Here is a 14641-nt window from a genome sequence, read left to right as displayed (position 1 = left end):
ACCAGACCCTGCGAGGTACCCCCCATGGCGACCGTAAAGCTGCTTTCCTACGATGAACTCTCCAGCGAGGCGCGCGCCGTTTTCGACGACATCCGCAAAGTCCGGAAGTCGGACTTCGTCAACAATTTCTGGCGCGCGCTGGCGCACGATCCGAAGACGCTGCGGCGGACCTGGGAGAGCATCAAGGAGGTGATGGCGCCGGGGGCGCTCGATCCCAAGGTCAAGGAGATGCTCTATGTCGCGGTTTCGATCGCGCATGGCTGCAGCTATTGCATCCACTCCCACACCGCCGCCGCACGGGCCAAGGGCATGACCGAGGCCGAATATGGCGAACTGCTCGCCATCGTCGGCATGGCCGCGGAGACCAACCGGCTGGTCACGGCGCTCGGCGTCCCCGTCGACGCAGCTTTTCTCGTCGACGGCCCTGAATAAGACAGGCCTTCCCTCCCCATCGATGCATGCTCCCCCCGGTAATCGGGGGTTTCATGCCTCCCGGAAATTGGCTAGTAATTCCGCGCAAACGCGTTCGGGGACCGGAAATGACCTATTGCTGCGGAATTCTGGTTCGGGACGGTCTGGTGATGATCGCCGATACCCGCACCAATGCCGGCCTCGACAATGTCTCGACCTTCCGCAAGCTGCACATCTTCTCCAAGCCGGGCGACCGCATCATGGCGATCGCCAGCGCGGGTAACCTCGCCATCAGCCAGTCGGTGCTGTCGACGCTGACCGAAGGCCTCGAGGACCCCAACACGGGCGACATCGAGACGCTGATGAACGCGCCGACCATGTTCCAGGCCGCACAGCGCATCGGCCGGGCGATCCGGGCGGTACACGCCACTGAAGGCCCGGCGCTGAAATCCGAGGACGTGTCGTTCGACGTCTCCTTCCTGTTCGGCGGCCAGATCAAGGGCGCACGGATGCGCCTGTTCATGGTCTACACGGCAGGCAATTTCATCGAGTGCACCACCGACACGCCCTACCTGCAGATCGGCGAGCACAAATACGGCAAGCCGGTGCTCGACCGCGCCATGCATTACGACGTCGAGCTCTACGAGGCGCTGAAGACCGGCCTGATCTCGATGGACTCGACCATGCGGTCCAATCTCGGCGTCGGTCTCCCGATCGACGTGCTGGTGGTGCGGGCGGATGCCTGCGATGCCGATCTCAACCATCGCATCGAGGCGGGCGAGCCCTATTTCCACGATCTGCGCTCGCGCTGGTCGGCGGCCTTGCGCGCCGCGCATCAGAACATTCCGCGGCCGCCCTACAAGAACGAAAAAGAACCCAAAACCTGACAGCCAAAAACTTGAAGAGAGAAGGCAGGAAACGATGAGTGAAGCAAACAAGATCGCAGTGGTGACGGGCGCCGGCACCGGTGTCGGGCGCGCCGCATCGCTGGCGCTGATGAACACCGGCTTCACCGTGGTGCTGGTCGGCCGCCGGCCCGATATGCTCGAGGAGACCGCGAAGCTCGGCCCCGCCGGCAAGAGCCTGTGCGTCACCGCCGACATGACCAAGCCCGACTCGATCGCCGCGCTGTTCGACAAGGTGAAGTCGACCTATGGCCGGCTCGACGTGCTGTTCAACAATGCCGGCATGGGCGCGCCGCCTGTCAATTTCGAGGACCTCAGCCTCGAGCAGTGGCAGGCGGTGGTGAACACCAATCTCACCGGCCCGTTCCTGTGCACCCAGCACGCCTTCCGCATCATGAAGGACCAGACGCCGCGCGGCGGCCGCATCATCAACAACGGCTCGATCTCGGCGCATGCGCCGCGGCCGTTCTCGGCGGCCTATACCTCGACCAAGCACGCCATCACCGGCCTGACCAAGGCCTCCAACCTCGACGGCCGCATGTACGACATCGCGGTCGGCCAGGTCGACATCGGCAATGCGGCAACGCCGATGACTGATCGCATGGTCGCCGGCCCCGGCGTGATGCAGGCCGACGGCAAGATGATGCAGGAGCCGCGCATGGACGCCAAGGCGGTCGGCGATGCCGTCGCCTACATGGCCGGCCTGCCGCTCGATGCCAACGTGCTGACCATGACGGTGATGGCGAGCAAGATGCCGTTCGTCGGACGCGGCTGAACTAAAAACTGCGAAAACAACCCCATGCACAGTAGGCGTCAAGAGGACGCCTATTGTTGCCGGCAGGCGGGGTGACGCGAGTTAAGTCCGCGCGCTATCTCAACAATCGTCATTGCGAGCGCAGCGAAGCAATCCAGGCTGCCGCCGCGGCGAGATTCTGGATTGCTTCGCTGCGCTCGCAATGACGGGGGAGAGAGCGGAGCTCTCTATTCCAGCGTCTCAACCCGCCGCAGGCTGGGAAACAGCTTCATCCACAGCAGCGCGACCGCGACCGTGCAGACGCCGCCGAGCACGGCCGCGGGCATGGCGCCGAACAGGGCCGCCGCTACGCCGCTCTCGAACTGGCCGAGCTGGTTGGAGGCATTGATAAAGAGGAAATTCACCGCCCCCACCCGGCCGCGCATCTCGTCGGGCGTGGCCAGCTGCACCAGCGAGAAGCGGATCACCACGCTGATCGTGTCGGCCGCGCCGAGGATCGCCAGCGACAGTACCGACAGCCACATCCACGACGACAGCGCGAACACAACGGTGGCAATTCCGAACACGATCACCGCCTGGAACATGCGCAATCCCACATGCCGCGAGATGGCGTGACGCGCCAGCACCATAGTCATCGCCAACGCGCCGACCGCGGGCGCGGCGCGCAAGATCCCGAGCCCCATCGGGCCGGTCTGGAGGATGTCGCGGGCATAGATCGGCAGCAGCGCGGTGACGCCACCGAACAGCACCGCGAACAGATCGAGCGAGATGGTGCCGAGGATCGCCGGATTGCTGCGGATGAAGCGAACGCCAGCAAAGATGTTGTCCGAGTCCGTCCCCGCTTTGGCGACAGCCTGGGGCCGTGGCCGGATGAAGCCGGTCAAAATCATCCCGAAAATCCAGAACAGCAGCATCAGGGCATAGGCGAGATGCGGCGCGATCGCATAGGCGAAGCCGCCGAGCGCTGGCCCGGTGATGGTCGCGACTTGCGCCGCGCCGCTGGAGACGGCGGTGGCGCGCTGGAGCGATCCCTGCGGCGCGATCGCCGGCAGCAGCGCTGCGGTGGTCGGGCTCTCGAAGGCGCCGGCAATGCCGAGCACGAAGGTCGCGATGAAGATCTGCACCTCGCTGACCGCGCCGAGATAGGTGATGATGGCGAGATAGAGCGCGGTCGCCGCTTCCACGAGCTGGCAGAGCTGGACCACGCGCTTGCGCTCGAAACGGTCGGCGGCGTGGCCGGCGACGAACACCAGCAGCGCGGTGGGCAGAAATTGCACGAGGCCGACCATGCCGAGGTCGAAGGCCGAGCCGGTGAGGTCGTAGATTTGCCAGCCGATCGCAACCGCCGCGATCTGGCTGGAGAAGCGCGACAGGCTGCGCGATAGCAGGAAGAACAGGAAGGCGCGGTGGGCGAGGAGCTCGCCGGCGGTCACCGGCGGATTCGCTGCTATTGGCTGCTCTGACATCGCCTGTTGGGTCACCCCTGACCGTCGCTCCCATGGACGTGCGTCCCGGGTGGCTGACACAGACCGGCTTGTCAACAGCGGGCGGCGCCTAGGGCCTTCCGGCATTGCCTTTGCAACGCAGGCGCGGCCATAATCATTGGAGGTTTGGGGACATCATGCTGCGGCTGCAATCGACACTCGGCGTTTTCGCATTGCTGGCGATCGCCTACGCGTTGGCGGAGAATCGACGCGCCGTGTCGTTGCGGCAGGCGGCAATCGGCCTCGTCGCGACCTTCGTCACCGCGATCGTGTTGTTGAAAGTGCCGTTCGTCGCGCGCGCGTTCGGCGCTATCAACGACGCGGTCGGCGCGATCTCGGCGGCGTCGCGCGCCGGCTCCTCCTTCGTGTTCGGCTATGTCGGCGGCGGTACCCTGCCCTTCGACGTCAAAGTGCCGGGCGCCGATTTCATCCTGGCGTTCCAAGCGCTGCCGATCGTGCTGGTGATGAGCGTGCTGACGACGCTGCTGTTCTATTGGCGGGTGCTGCCGCCAATCGTGCGCGGCATGGCCTGGCTGCTGGAGCGGACGCTGGGCGTCGGCGGCGCCGTGGGCCTCTCGACCGCCGCCAACATCTTCCTCGGCATGGTCGAAGCGCCGCTGTTCGTGCGGCCATATCTGGCGCAGATGTCACGCAGCGAGTTGTTTCTGGTGATGACCGGCGGCATGGCCGGCATCGCCGGCACCGTGTTGGTGCTCTATGCGACGCTGCTGGCGCCCCTCATCCCCGATGCGCCCGCGCATTTCGTCATCGCCTCCGTGCTGGGCGCACCGGCCGCGATCCTCATCAGTCTGATCATGGTCCCCGAGACATCCGACAAGCGTACCGGCGGCGCGCTGGAAGATCCCGAGATGGAAGTCTCCAGCACGATGGATGCGATCGTCAAAGGGACCGGCGCGGGGATCGAGCTGCTGATCAACATCGTCGCGATGCTGCTGGTGCTGGTGGCGCTGGTCTATCTCGTCAACGCCGTTCTCGGCCTGCTGCCTGATATCGGCGGCGCCGCGATCTCGCTGCAGCGCCTGCTCGGCCTCGTAATGGCGCCGGTGTGCTGGCTGATGGGATTGCCGTGGGACCAGGCGGTGACGGCAGGCAGCCTGATGGGCACCAAGACAGTGCTCAACGAACTGATCGCCTATGTCGACTTTTCAAAGCTACCGCCCGGCACGATCGATCCGCGCTCGCGCCTGATCATGCTCTATGCGATGTGCGGCTTCGCCAATTTCGCCAGCCTCGGCATCATGATCGGCGGCTTGGGTGTGATGGCGCCGGAGCGGCGCGACGAGATCAACGCGCTCGGGCTGAAGTCGATCGTATCGGGCACCCTGACGACGTGTCTGATGGGCGCGGTGGTGGGGGTGATCAGCTAATTCACAGCCACAGTCATTCCTGGGCGCGGGTACATTTGGTTTAGGGATTGTGTTGCTTAAATCTTCTTCTTTTTCTTCAATGGGCCGACCTTCACGGCGTTCTGGGCCACTGTCTTCGCTTTCTTGATCGCGCGTTCACGCGCCTCCCTTTCTTCCGGGGTAAGCTCTCTCAATTCCAATGGTTTCAACGCCATTCGATCCTCCGCCGTGATGCTCTAAACCAAAGCTCCAGCCACTGTGCGAAATGCGATGACCGCGCGATCAATATCCGCGTCAACGATATGGCGATGGGTCACACAACGCAAGCGATGCCTGCCCCAGGGCCTCGCCCTCAGACCTGCCCTCTCCAGAGCCTCCGACCACGCGGCGCTGTCACGCCCGGAGAGAGAGACATCAACCTGCACGATATTCGTTTGCGGGATTGTCGCGCTGATCTTCGGATGCATCCCGTTCAGCGCGTCACTCAGGACTCGCGCACGCCGGTGATCCTCCGCCAGACGCGCCCCCATGACCTGAACGGCTTCCAGTCCGGCTGCGGCCAGGATGCCGATCTGGCGCTGCGTGCCTCCCAGCATGCGGCGAAATTTGCGGCTCCGATCGATCACGGCGCGCGGCCCGGCGAGTACGGCACCGGCCGGCGCGCTCAGGCCCTTCGACAGACACAGGGAGACCGTGTCGCAATGCCTCGCAACCTGATCCGGCGCCAATTCGAGCGCAGTGGCTGCGTTGAACAGCCGCGCTCCGTCGAGATGCACCGGGACGCCACGAGCCGAAGCCATGGCATGCACGGCCTGCATATGCTCCAGCGGCAATACGGCGCCGCTCGCATTGTTGTGCGAGGTCTCCATCGCGACAAGGGCGGTCTTCAGCTTATGCCCGTCGCTCTGGAGGGCGTGCTCCAGCAAATTCAGGTCCATCGCGCCGGCGGTGCCGGCGACAGCGAGGCAGAACAGCCCGGTGAATGTCGCCGCTCCCCGTTCGGAGGTGTACATATGGGCATTCGATTCCAACACGATTTGTTCGCTGCGCTCCGACTGCGCCAGCGTCGCCAGAAGATTGGCCATTGTGCAGCTCGGCACAAACAGGCCGGCGTCCTTGCCCAGCGCCGCAGCCGCGACGGACTCCAGCTCCTGAACCGTGGGATCACCGTCCAGCCCGTCATCGCCGGTCGACGCCGAGGCCATGCGGGCATACATCGCTTCGGTCGGCTTGGTGACCGTATCGCTGCGCAGGTCGACGGGCAGCAACTCGGCGCCCGCCGGGCTCGTCTCAGTTTTATGTGCCATTGCGGGACCTCTCAAGCGCCCGGCGCTTCATTCGTAGGCTGCGGGGTCGCCGGAATCGGTCGGGTTGGCCAACGCGCGCTCGAGGGCGGCGCTCATCGGAAATTTCAGATTGAGACCATGCGGCGGGATCGGTGAATTGAAGTATTTGTCGTAGAGCGCCGCAATCCGTCCGTTCTTCATCATGTCGATCACGGCCTCGTCGACGACCTTCTTGAAGGCAGGATCATCCTTGGGTTCGACGATGCCGTAAGGCGCGGTCTCGAGACCCTTGCTGCCGATCACGAAGTCATCCGGAGTCCTGGAGGTGGCAACCGTGGCATAGGCGAGACCGTCGTCGTTGGCCGTGCCGGCCACCCGGCCGGTCGACAGCATCAAGAAGGTCTCGGCGGTGTCCTTGCCCGGCACGACCGTGATACCAAGATTGCTCTTGGCATTGATCAGCGTAATCACCTTGAACGTCTGGCCGCCGGCCTGGGCGGCAATGGCCTTGCCGCGAAACGAATTCGGGTCGTTGACATCGACCCCACCATCCCTCCGCGCGACGAGAACGACCTGCGCAACGAAGGTGGTTGGAGCAAAGGCGACCAGTTTATGCCGCTCGACATTATTGGTCGTGTTGCCGCATTCGAGATCGATTGTGCCGTTGGCGAGCAGCTGAATACGTGTCGCCGAGGTTATGGGAGCGTAGCGAATCTCGAGCTTGGGGAGCTTGAGGGCCGTCTTGATCGACTGCACCACCTGTTCGCAGATTTCCACGGTGTAGCCGATGGGCTTCTGGTTGGCGTCGAGATAGGCGAAGGGCACCGAGGTCTCGGGATACCCCAATGTGATCGAGCCGCTCTCACGGATCTTGTCCAGCCTGCCCGCCCCCTGGGCCATGGCCTCGTTGGAGAGAAGACATACCGCGACGGTCGCCGTGGCGAGTGCCTTGATCGTCGTCGCTTTCATGTCGTCCCCTCTTCGCGAATGTCCGTGACGCCGTCCACGCCCAGGGAGCAACGACAGGACAGCTCCGTGCGCACGGCTTCGTGCTCTGGACTATCGTCCAAAAGCCCGGTCAGATGAAATTCCAGTTTCACACTCTCCTATACGGATTTGATATGGCCACCAGACGCATGGGCTTGAAGCATGTGGAGGCTTTTCGGGCCGTCTTCCTGACGGGATCGATGACGCAGGCAGCCCAGCGCATGCATACCTCGCAGCCCCAGATCAGCCGCCTGATCGGACAGCTGGAAGCGATCACGCAATTCGCGCTGTTCGATCGCAGTGGCGGCCGCCTCCGCCCGACCGTGGACGGATCGCGCTTCTTCCAGGAAGTCGAGAAGACTTTCATCGGCCTGGCCGGCCTGGAGGCCAGCGCAGCCAGCATCCGCTCGTTCGGCATGGGGCGGCTCAGCGTTGCGGCGATGCCGCGCCTGGCCGGCGGCCTGCTGACGCACATCGCGGCGCGCTTCAAAATGGACTATCCGCACGTGATGATCTCGATCCGATCCGGCACGGCGAGCGCCGTGCACGACTGGGTCAGCTCCGGGCTTTGCGACATGGGGTTGGCCATGCTCTACGACGAGGTTGCCGGAGTGCATGTCGAGCCGGTGCTCAAGACCCGTTGCGTCGCGATCATGCCGAAGGCCCATCGTCTTGCACAGAAGAAGACGTTGCGCCCTGCCGATTTCGCCGATGAGGCTTTCATCTCCTTCGCCACGGGGAGTCCGCTTCACGGCCGCATCGATACGATCTTCGCGCAGGCCGGCATCACACGCCGCATTGTTGCCGAGACCGATCTGGGCGCATCGGTCTGTGCCTTGGTCGCAGCTGGCCTCGGCATCAGCATCATCAACCCGATTGCCGCACATGACGAAAGCTCTGGCGCGGCTCTGATCACGCGCCCCTTCACCCCTATTGTCCCCGTGACGATCGCACTGCTCTATCCACCTCATGCCGCGCCTGGCCGGTTGATCGATGCCTTCAGCAAATATGCTCGCAAGGTCATGAGCGCGGAGTTGGGCTATCTCGAGCGGTAGGCGGCCGGTGCAATCTCGGACGCCGTTCGTCATTGCGAGCGCAGCGAAGCAATCCAGTCTTCATCCGCGGAGAGATTCCTGGATGCTTCGTCGCAAGAGCTCCTCGCAATGACGAGGAGAAAGCCTACGCCTTCAACTCCACCGTCTTGAACTCCGCCGGCAAAATCACCTCCAGCAGCTCGACGTCATCCGAGTAATCCAGAATCATGTGCTTGATCTTCGGCGGCTGGGTCCAGGCGCTGCCTTCTTTCATCAGCGTCTCGCCCTCGCCGTCCATATAGGTCTTCACCCAGCCCTTCAGCACGTAGACCATCTGGAAGTCGACGTGGTGGACGTGCAGCTTCGAGACCTCCGCGGGATCGCAGGGGCCCTGCAGGCGAATGACGTGAGCTTGCGCGAGGCCGTGGCTGGCGGCGGCGATGCCGAGGTCGCGATATTTTGCGTAGGTGCGCAAGCCGTCGGCTTTGAAATCTTCCTCGCGGTGATGGCTGATGGCGATGCGCTGCTTGGGACGTGCGGGTTTTTTTGGCGCAGCCTTGGTTGTGGTCGTGCGCGCCTTCACAGCCTTGCGCGCGGAGGATTTTGCCGCGGACTTGGCTCCGCTCCGCTTTTTCACGGCGGCTGTAGCTGCGCTGCGCGATTTTGTTTTCTTGGCCATGGGCCGCCTCCCCTGTTGTTATGGGGGGAGGCTAGCACAGAATGCGAAATCGTAGGGTGGATTAGCCGAAGGCGTAATCCACCAGCTTTTGCATCTGCGTCGAGAGCTGTGGTGGATTACGCTTCGCTAATCCACCCTACGGCACCCTGCTTCAATGCAGCCTGAACACGCCATCCACCGCGCGGAGCTCGGCCGGCTTGATCAGCTTGGAATGCGCGACGGTCACCGAGAACAGCGGACCGTCGAGCTTCTCCTGCCAGAACGCCAGGAAATCCTTCAGCGCCGGGAATTTCGGAAACATGTCGTAGTTCTGCCAGACATAGGTCTGAAGCAACGACTTGTGATCCGGCATCCGGTAGAGAATTTCCGCCGTCGTCAGCCCGTAACCCAGCACCTGTTTCCGGAAATCGTCGGAAACAACCCCAACCCGCGAGACCATGCCAACCTCCTTTGCAGGAGCGCATATTCAAGGGGTGGCTTGCCGGTACGCTGCTTACGAGCCACCCGGTGGAGATGCGCTCACATGAGACAAATGTGACGCAAACTGACAATCCATCTCAAGCCTAAAAGTTTAACAAGCTGTTGAAATTCAATGCGTTAGCAGCAGACATGCCTCCGTGCTAATACGGCCCCGGCACCGGTTAACGATGGTAAAGGAATCTGGCACCCCGGCCTTCAGAGTGCCGATTTTTCTGCTAGAAGCCCTTGCCCCCGCAAATTTCCTGCCTTATCTGAGCTACGCCTGTGCTGGCACTCGCGAGCATAGATTGCTAACAATCCAAAACCACCAATACAAACAGCTACTTAGGAGGACTGCATGAAATTCCGTCCGCTTCACGACCGCGTCGTGGTCAAGCGCATCGACGCAGAAGAGAAGTCCGCTGGCGGCATCATCATTCCCGACAGTGCCAAGGAAAAGCCCTCCCAGGGCGAAATCACCGCCGTCGGCCCCGGTGGCCGCGACGAAGCTGGCAAGCTGATCCCGATCGACCTGAAGGTCGGCGACCGCGTGCTGTTCGGCAAGTGGTCCGGCACCGAGGTCAAGATCGACAACGTCGATCTCTTGATCATGAAGGAAAGCGACATCATGGGCGTCCTCGACGTCCCCGCTTCCAAGAAGAAGGCGGCCTAACAGCCCCTCTCTCCCTCCAGTCAAAATTACCTAAGGAAAATTCCAGATGGCAGCCAAAGAAGTCAAATTCTCGGTTGATGCGCGCGACAAGATGCTGCGCGGCGTCGACATTCTTGCCAACGCGGTGAAGGTCACGCTCGGTCCGAAGGGCCGCAACGTCGTGCTCGACAAGTCGTTCGGCGCTCCCCGCATCACCAAGGACGGCGTCACCGTCGCCAAGGAGATCGAGCTCGAGGACAAGTTCGAGAACATGGGCGCGCAGATGGTGCGCGAAGTCGCCTCCAAGTCCGCTGACGCGGCCGGCGACGGCACCACCACCGCCACCGTGCTCGCCCAGGCGATCGTGCGCGAAGGCGCCAAGTCGGTTGCCGCCGGCATGAACCCGATGGACCTCAAGCGCGGTATCGACCTGGCGGTGGAAGCCGTGGTCGCCGACCTCGTCAAGAACTCCAAGAAGGTCACCTCGAACGACGAGATCGCCCAGGTCGGCACCATCTCGTCCAACGGCGACACCGAGATCGGCAAGTTCCTCGCCGACGCCATGAAGAAGGTCGGCAACGAGGGTGTCATCACCGTCGAGGAGGCCAAGTCGCTCGAGACCGAACTCGACGTCGTCGAAGGCATGCAGTTCGACCGCGGCTACATCTCGCCCTACTTCGTCACCAACGCCGACAAGATGCGCGTTGAGATGGACGACGCCTACATCCTCATCAACGAGAAGAAGCTCTCCTCGCTGAACGAGCTGCTGCCGCTGCTCGAGGCCGTTGTGCAGACCGGCAAGCCGCTGGTCATCGTCGCCGAGGACGTCGAAGGCGAAGCTCTCGCCACGCTCGTCGTGAACCGCCTCCGTGGCGGCCTGAAGGTCGCCGCCGTCAAGGCTCCGGGCTTCGGCGATCGCCGCAAGGCCATGCTGCAGGACATCGCGATCCTGACCGGCGGCCAGGCGATCTCGGAAGATCTCGGCATCAAGCTCGAGAACGTCACGCTCAACATGCTCGGTCGCGCCAAGAAGGTGATGATCGACAAGGAGAACACCACGATCGTCAACGGCGCCGGCAAGAAGGCCGACATCGAAGCGCGCGTGGCGCAGATCAAGGCGCAGATCGAGGAAACCACCTCGGACTACGACCGTGAGAAGCTCCAGGAGCGTCTTGCCAAGCTCGCTGGCGGCGTCGCGGTGATCCGCGTCGGCGGCGCGACCGAGGTCGAGGTGAAGGAGCGCAAGGATCGCGTTGATGACGCGATGCATGCGACCCGCGCGGCTGTCGAGGAAGGCATCGTCCCGGGCGGCGGCGTCGCCCTGCTCCGTGCCTCCGAGCAGCTCAAGGGCCTGCGCACCAAGAACGACGACCAGAAGACCGGCGTCGAGATCGTGCGCAAGGCGCTGTCGGCTCCCGCTCGCCAGATCGCGATCAACGCCGGTGAAGACGGCTCGGTGATCGTCGGCAAGATCCTGGAGAACAAGACCTACGCTTACGGCTTCGACTCCCAGACCGGCGAATACGTCAATCTCGTCACCAAGGGCATCATCGACCCGACCAAGGTGGTCCGTACCGCGATCCAGAACGCAGCCTCGGTTGCCGCTCTGCTGATCACCACGGAAGCCATGGTTGCCGAGCTGCCCAAGAAGGGCGGCTCCGGTCCCGCGATGCCCCCGGGCGGCGGCATGGGCGGCATGGACTTCTAAGGTCCAACCACCTCAAGAACTACGAAACCCCGGCAGCGATGCCGGGGTTTTTGTTTTGGCCGTCATTCCGGGGCGCGCCCCCTTGGGCGCGAGCCCGGAATCCATAACCACGAACGTTAGTTGGTTATCCCGGGATACAGATCATCCCAGTTCGGGTTCTGCTCCTAGATCAATCGCGTCTTCCAATCGCGCCGCCATTTCTTGAGCTCCTTCTCGCGCGCAATCGCGCTGGAAGGATCGTCGTAGATTTCGAACAAGACAAGCTTGTCGACGCCGTATTTCTTCGTGAAGCCGGGCACGGCCTTCGTTTTGTGCTCGTACACACGACGGACCAAGTCGTTGGTCACGCCGATGTAGAGGGTGCCGTATTTCTTGCTGACGAGGATGTAGACATAGTAGGCCATTCCATCCGCCTGTGGTTATGGATTCCGGGCTCGCGCCCAAGAGGGCGCGCCCCGGAATGACGGTGCGCCCTCACCACACCTTCCCCATCCGCTCGCCGCGCAGCCGGCCATTGGGGCCGAGCGACCAGAAGATCCGGGTCACCTTGCCGACCAGATGGTCCATCGGGATGAAGCCCATCGCGGACATCATGCGGCTGTCGGTGGAATTGTCGCGGTTGTCGCCGAGCACGAAGAAATGGCCTGATGGCACGGTGTAGACGTTGGTGTTGTCGAAAAAGCCGTTGTCGACGCAGTCGTCAGTCAAATAGCTCGCACCATTCGGCAGCGTCTCGCGCCAGCGCTTGATTTTCACGCCGTCGTCGGTGCCGCAGACGGTCCCGCCCGCCACGCTCGGAAGCGCGACGCGGGTCACCGGCCTGTCGTTGAGGATGAGCTGGCCGCCCCGCATCTGCACCCGGTCGCCCGGCAGGGCCACCACGCGCTTGACGTAGTCGACCGAGGTGTCTTTCGGCGTCCGGAATACGACGACGTCGCCGTAATCGGGACCGGCGGCGAAGATCTGCCCCGAAAACCACGACGGCGCGAAGGGCAACGAATAGCGGTCGTAACCGTAGGCAGACTTCGCGGCCAGGACGTAGTCGCCGACGATCAGCGTCGGCGCCATCGAATTCGAGGGGATGTTGAACGGCTGATACAGGAAGAAGCGAAACAGGAACGGCGGCGACCACAGCACCGGGACCAGCAGGATCAGGATGACGATCGCCTTCCATTCCCGCGATTGCGCCGAGGGACGGATGGTTTGCTGGAGCGTGGTCATGTATCGGCCCGATCAGACTGTGATGTCGCGAGAATACGCAACCTTAGCGGGCATGCAATCCCCGCAAGCTCCGAACTTAGTGGCGTGGCGGGCGAATTGCGTTCACGCAAGGAGCGACCGGCAGTCAACGATGCGCAAGGTCCCTGAAACAGTGCCGCACCCATTCGATGGTGAGCCGCGTCGCGGGATCGCGCTTGAGGTGGTTTTGTACCAAAAGCCAGACGTCGCGCCGCCTGATGAGGGCCGTCGCACGCAGGCTGCGGTCGGCGAGCAACTCTGCGCAGCTGTGCTCGGGCAGCACGCCGACGGCGTGATGCGACCGGATCATGGTCCTGATGATGCGGACATTGTCGGTGACGCAGCGGACGTTGTTCAGCCGCTTCGCCCGCAGGAACTGCTGCTCGGGGATGGCGTCGAGCTCGTCGGGATAGACGCAGGCGACCGGCTCGCCGCCGGCGCGATCCACGGGCTCGAAGAAATACAGCCTGACCTCGCCGAGCTTGGAGATGGTGAAGTCGCCCTTCTCCGGCTTGCGCAGGCGAATGGCGAGGTCGGCCTGCCAGCGCGAGAATTTGACGTTGCCGCTGGCAGTGAGGAATTGCAGCGTCAGGCCGGGATGATCGCGCAGGAAGGCACTTGCATGCGGTGCCAGCAGCTCTTCGGCGACCGCGTTGGTCGAGGCAATGCGCAGGCGGCCGACCGGGCCGGGCTGGCTCTCCTTGATGCGATCGATCGCCGCGACATGCCCGGCCATCGCACCGACATGCTCGAGCACCGCTTCGCAATGGCGGGTCGGCCGTCGCAGGCCATCCACTGCGTCGAACAGCGGCACGCCGAGATCGCGCTGGATGCGCGCGAGCCTGCGGCCGACGGTGGTCTCGTCGATGCGCAGCCGCGCGCTGGCGCCGGCATAGGTGCCCTCGTCCCTCACCGCGGCGATGATGCGCAGATCGTCCCAGTTCATCGGCGGCAAGCCTAGCAGGCGCTGCGCTCGCCTGCAAATTCGCAGCCATATGCTGCAATAGTCCTGCACATTGGCAGGCCGTCGCCGCGCTAAGGTCGGACCAACCGATACCTCTTGGAAGGCCTGACCAGCATGACCGCTCCAAAGACCCTGCTCGAATTGTCCGGCGCCGATCTCAACCCGCCCAAGCTCGGCCAATCCTGCCTCGTGCTGATCGACATCCAGAACGAATACCGCTCTGGCCCCCTCGCCCTGCCCGACGCCGAGCCCGCGATCGCTGTCGCCGCAAAACTGCTCGCCCGTGCGCGGCAGAGCGGCGCGGCGATCTTCCACATCGCGCACAAGGGCCGCGCCGGCAGCCTGTTCGACCGCGAAGCCGAGCGCGGCGCGATCGTGGCAAGCCTGGCGCCGCTCGCGAACGAGGCCGTGATCGAGAAGGCACTGCCGAACGCCTTTGCCGGCACCGATTTGCAGGCACGCCTTGCCGCGACCGGCCGCACCAACATCGTGCTGGCGGGCTTCATGACCCATATGTGCGTGAGTTCGACCGCGCGCGCCGCGCTCGATCTCGGCCTGCGCACGACGATCGCCGCCGATGCCTGCGCGACGCGCGATCTGCCCGACGGACGCGGCGGCGCACTCTCGGCAAGGACCATTCACGAGGTCGCGCTGGCCGAATTGTCGGATCGCTTTGCGATCATCGCGCAGGGCGAAGCGCTGAGATAACGGA

General features: G+C 63.4%; 17 protein-coding genes. 8 read left to right on the top strand and 9 right to left on the bottom strand.

The annotated features are described in order from the left end of the window. Positions 1-24: 24 nt before the first annotated feature. The 3 genes from BMW89_RS17880 to BMW89_RS17870 all read left to right on the top strand — a co-directional run bounded on the left by BMW89_RS17880 (position 25) and on the right by BMW89_RS17870 (position 2091). Positions 25-432, top strand: a complete 408-nt coding sequence (locus tag BMW89_RS17880; protein ID WP_092028301.1) for a carboxymuconolactone decarboxylase family protein — start codon at positions 25-27, stop codon at positions 430-432. 107 nt (positions 433-539) lie between these two features. After that, on the top strand, positions 540-1298 hold the full coding sequence (locus tag BMW89_RS17875; RefSeq protein WP_008143132.1) for a proteasome-type protease: 759 nt from the start codon (positions 540-542) through the stop codon (positions 1296-1298). A 34-nt stretch (positions 1299-1332) separates the two neighbouring features. Then, on the top strand, positions 1333-2091 hold the full coding sequence (locus BMW89_RS17870) for an SDR family oxidoreductase (protein ID WP_092028300.1): 759 nt from the start codon (positions 1333-1335) through the stop codon (positions 2089-2091). Positions 2092-2297: 206 nt separating this feature from the next. Here BMW89_RS17870 and BMW89_RS17865 read toward each other — a convergent pair whose 3' ends face one another. Further along, the gene (locus BMW89_RS17865; RefSeq protein WP_092028299.1) at positions 2298-3536 is read right to left on the bottom strand and encodes an MFS transporter; all 1239 of its coding nucleotides are present in this window, start codon (positions 3534-3536) and stop codon (positions 2298-2300) included. 155 nt (positions 3537-3691) lie between these two features. Here BMW89_RS17865 and BMW89_RS17860 point away from each other — a divergent pair, with 155 nt between their 5' ends. Beyond that, positions 3692-4942 carry a NupC/NupG family nucleoside CNT transporter gene (locus BMW89_RS17860; protein WP_092028298.1) on the top strand — a complete coding sequence of 417 codons (1251 nt, stop codon included), beginning with the start codon at positions 3692-3694 and terminating at the stop codon, positions 4940-4942. Positions 4943-4998: 56 nt separating this feature from the next. On the opposite strand, the gene BMW89_RS37920 is transcribed toward BMW89_RS17860, so the two are convergent. From BMW89_RS37920 to BMW89_RS17850, 3 genes are all read right to left on the bottom strand, one after another. Next, a complete protein-coding gene (locus BMW89_RS37920) occupies positions 4999-5136 on the bottom strand; it encodes a hypothetical protein (protein ID WP_177196123.1) in 138 nt (45 codons plus the stop codon). Positions 5137-5157: 21 nt separating this feature from the next. Then, a complete protein-coding gene (locus BMW89_RS17855; protein ID WP_244547618.1) occupies positions 5158-6189 on the bottom strand; it encodes a threonine aldolase family protein in 1032 nt (343 codons plus the stop codon). A 66-nt stretch (positions 6190-6255) separates the two neighbouring features. Next, entirely contained in the window at positions 6256-7176 is a 921-nt protein-coding gene (locus BMW89_RS17850; RefSeq protein WP_092028296.1) for an amino acid ABC transporter substrate-binding protein, read from the bottom strand. A 152-nt stretch (positions 7177-7328) separates the two neighbouring features. Here BMW89_RS17850 and BMW89_RS17845 point away from each other — a divergent pair, with 152 nt between their 5' ends. Continuing rightward, positions 7329-8249 carry a LysR substrate-binding domain-containing protein gene (locus tag BMW89_RS17845; RefSeq protein ID WP_092028295.1) on the top strand — a complete coding sequence of 307 codons (921 nt, stop codon included), beginning with the start codon at positions 7329-7331 and terminating at the stop codon, positions 8247-8249. A gap of 124 nt (positions 8250-8373) precedes the next feature. On the opposite strand, the gene BMW89_RS17840 is transcribed toward BMW89_RS17845, so the two are convergent. Both BMW89_RS17840 and BMW89_RS17835 read right to left on the bottom strand, forming a co-directional pair. Beyond that, the gene (locus tag BMW89_RS17840; protein ID WP_092028294.1) at positions 8374-8907 is read right to left on the bottom strand and encodes a cupin domain-containing protein; all 534 of its coding nucleotides are present in this window, start codon (positions 8905-8907) and stop codon (positions 8374-8376) included. A 151-nt stretch (positions 8908-9058) separates the two neighbouring features. Further along, positions 9059-9346 (bottom strand): usg protein, encoded by a 288-nt coding sequence (locus tag BMW89_RS17835; RefSeq protein WP_092028293.1) that lies wholly within the window; start codon positions 9344-9346, stop codon positions 9059-9061. A 378-nt stretch (positions 9347-9724) separates the two neighbouring features. Between BMW89_RS17835 and BMW89_RS17830 the strand changes: the two genes are divergently transcribed. Both BMW89_RS17830 and groL read left to right on the top strand, forming a co-directional pair. Continuing rightward, positions 9725-10039, top strand: a complete 315-nt coding sequence (locus BMW89_RS17830) for a co-chaperone GroES (protein WP_092028292.1) — start codon at positions 9725-9727, stop codon at positions 10037-10039. A gap of 46 nt (positions 10040-10085) precedes the next feature. Further along, positions 10086-11726, top strand: coding sequence for a chaperonin GroEL (groL, locus tag BMW89_RS17825; RefSeq protein ID WP_092028291.1), 1641 nt, complete (start codon positions 10086-10088; stop codon positions 11724-11726). A gap of 164 nt (positions 11727-11890) precedes the next feature. Here groL and BMW89_RS17820 read toward each other — a convergent pair whose 3' ends face one another. The 3 genes from BMW89_RS17820 to BMW89_RS17810 form a co-directional block, all read right to left on the bottom strand. Next, on the bottom strand, positions 11891-12130 hold the full coding sequence (locus BMW89_RS17820) for a GIY-YIG nuclease family protein (protein WP_092028290.1): 240 nt from the start codon (positions 12128-12130) through the stop codon (positions 11891-11893). A gap of 70 nt (positions 12131-12200) precedes the next feature. After that, entirely contained in the window at positions 12201-12947 is a 747-nt protein-coding gene (lepB, locus tag BMW89_RS17815; RefSeq protein WP_092028289.1) for a signal peptidase I, read from the bottom strand. 124 nt (positions 12948-13071) lie between these two features. Continuing rightward, positions 13072-13911: a LysR family transcriptional regulator gene (locus BMW89_RS17810; RefSeq protein ID WP_092028510.1), complete on the bottom strand. Its 840-nt coding sequence runs from the start codon at positions 13909-13911 to the stop codon at positions 13072-13074. 132 nt (positions 13912-14043) lie between these two features. Here BMW89_RS17810 and BMW89_RS17805 point away from each other — a divergent pair, with 132 nt between their 5' ends. Next, positions 14044-14637 carry a cysteine hydrolase family protein gene (locus BMW89_RS17805; RefSeq protein WP_092028509.1) on the top strand — a complete coding sequence of 198 codons (594 nt, stop codon included), beginning with the start codon at positions 14044-14046 and terminating at the stop codon, positions 14635-14637. Positions 14638-14641: the final 4 nt, after the last annotated feature.

The organism is Bradyrhizobium sp. OK095 (assembly GCF_900109945.1).
In the GTDB taxonomy this organism is placed as follows: domain Bacteria; phylum Pseudomonadota; class Alphaproteobacteria; order Rhizobiales; family Xanthobacteraceae; genus Bradyrhizobium.
Note: the sequence above shows the minus strand (reverse complement) of the source record. Positions and strands in the feature narration are given on the sequence as shown.

What these genes read in the sequence shown, in the direction of transcription:
- BMW89_RS17880 (WP_092028301.1), top strand. Translation starts at nt 25, where the DNA reads ATGGCGACCGTAAAGCTGCTTTCCTACGATGAACTCTCCAGCGAGGCG.
- BMW89_RS17875 (WP_008143132.1), top strand. Translation starts at nt 540, where the DNA reads ATGACCTATTGCTGCGGAATTCTGGTTCGGGACGGTCTGGTGATGATC.
- BMW89_RS17870 (WP_092028300.1), top strand. Translation starts at nt 1,333, where the DNA reads ATGAGTGAAGCAAACAAGATCGCAGTGGTGACGGGCGCCGGCACCGGT.
- BMW89_RS17865 (WP_092028299.1), bottom strand. Translation starts at nt 3,536, where the DNA reads ATGTCAGAGCAGCCAATAGCAGCGAATCCGCCGGTGACCGCCGGCGAG.
- BMW89_RS17860 (WP_092028298.1), top strand. Translation starts at nt 3,692, where the DNA reads ATGCTGCGGCTGCAATCGACACTCGGCGTTTTCGCATTGCTGGCGATC.
- BMW89_RS37920 (WP_177196123.1), bottom strand. Translation starts at nt 5,136, where the DNA reads ATGGCGTTGAAACCATTGGAATTGAGAGAGCTTACCCCGGAAGAAAGG.
- BMW89_RS17850 (WP_092028296.1), bottom strand. Translation starts at nt 7,176, where the DNA reads ATGAAAGCGACGACGATCAAGGCACTCGCCACGGCGACCGTCGCGGTA.
- BMW89_RS17845 (WP_092028295.1), top strand. Translation starts at nt 7,329, where the DNA reads ATGGCCACCAGACGCATGGGCTTGAAGCATGTGGAGGCTTTTCGGGCC.
- BMW89_RS17840 (WP_092028294.1), bottom strand. Translation starts at nt 8,907, where the DNA reads ATGGCCAAGAAAACAAAATCGCGCAGCGCAGCTACAGCCGCCGTGAAA.
- BMW89_RS17835 (WP_092028293.1), bottom strand. Translation starts at nt 9,346, where the DNA reads ATGGTCTCGCGGGTTGGGGTTGTTTCCGACGATTTCCGGAAACAGGTG.
- BMW89_RS17830 (WP_092028292.1), top strand. Translation starts at nt 9,725, where the DNA reads ATGAAATTCCGTCCGCTTCACGACCGCGTCGTGGTCAAGCGCATCGAC.
- groL (WP_092028291.1), top strand. Translation starts at nt 10,086, where the DNA reads ATGGCAGCCAAAGAAGTCAAATTCTCGGTTGATGCGCGCGACAAGATG.
- BMW89_RS17820 (WP_092028290.1), bottom strand. Translation starts at nt 12,130, where the DNA reads ATGGCCTACTATGTCTACATCCTCGTCAGCAAGAAATACGGCACCCTC.
- lepB (WP_092028289.1), bottom strand. Translation starts at nt 12,947, where the DNA reads ATGACCACGCTCCAGCAAACCATCCGTCCCTCGGCGCAATCGCGGGAA.
- BMW89_RS17810 (WP_092028510.1), bottom strand. Translation starts at nt 13,911, where the DNA reads ATGAACTGGGACGATCTGCGCATCATCGCCGCGGTGAGGGACGAGGGC.
- BMW89_RS17805 (WP_092028509.1), top strand. Translation starts at nt 14,044, where the DNA reads ATGACCGCTCCAAAGACCCTGCTCGAATTGTCCGGCGCCGATCTCAAC.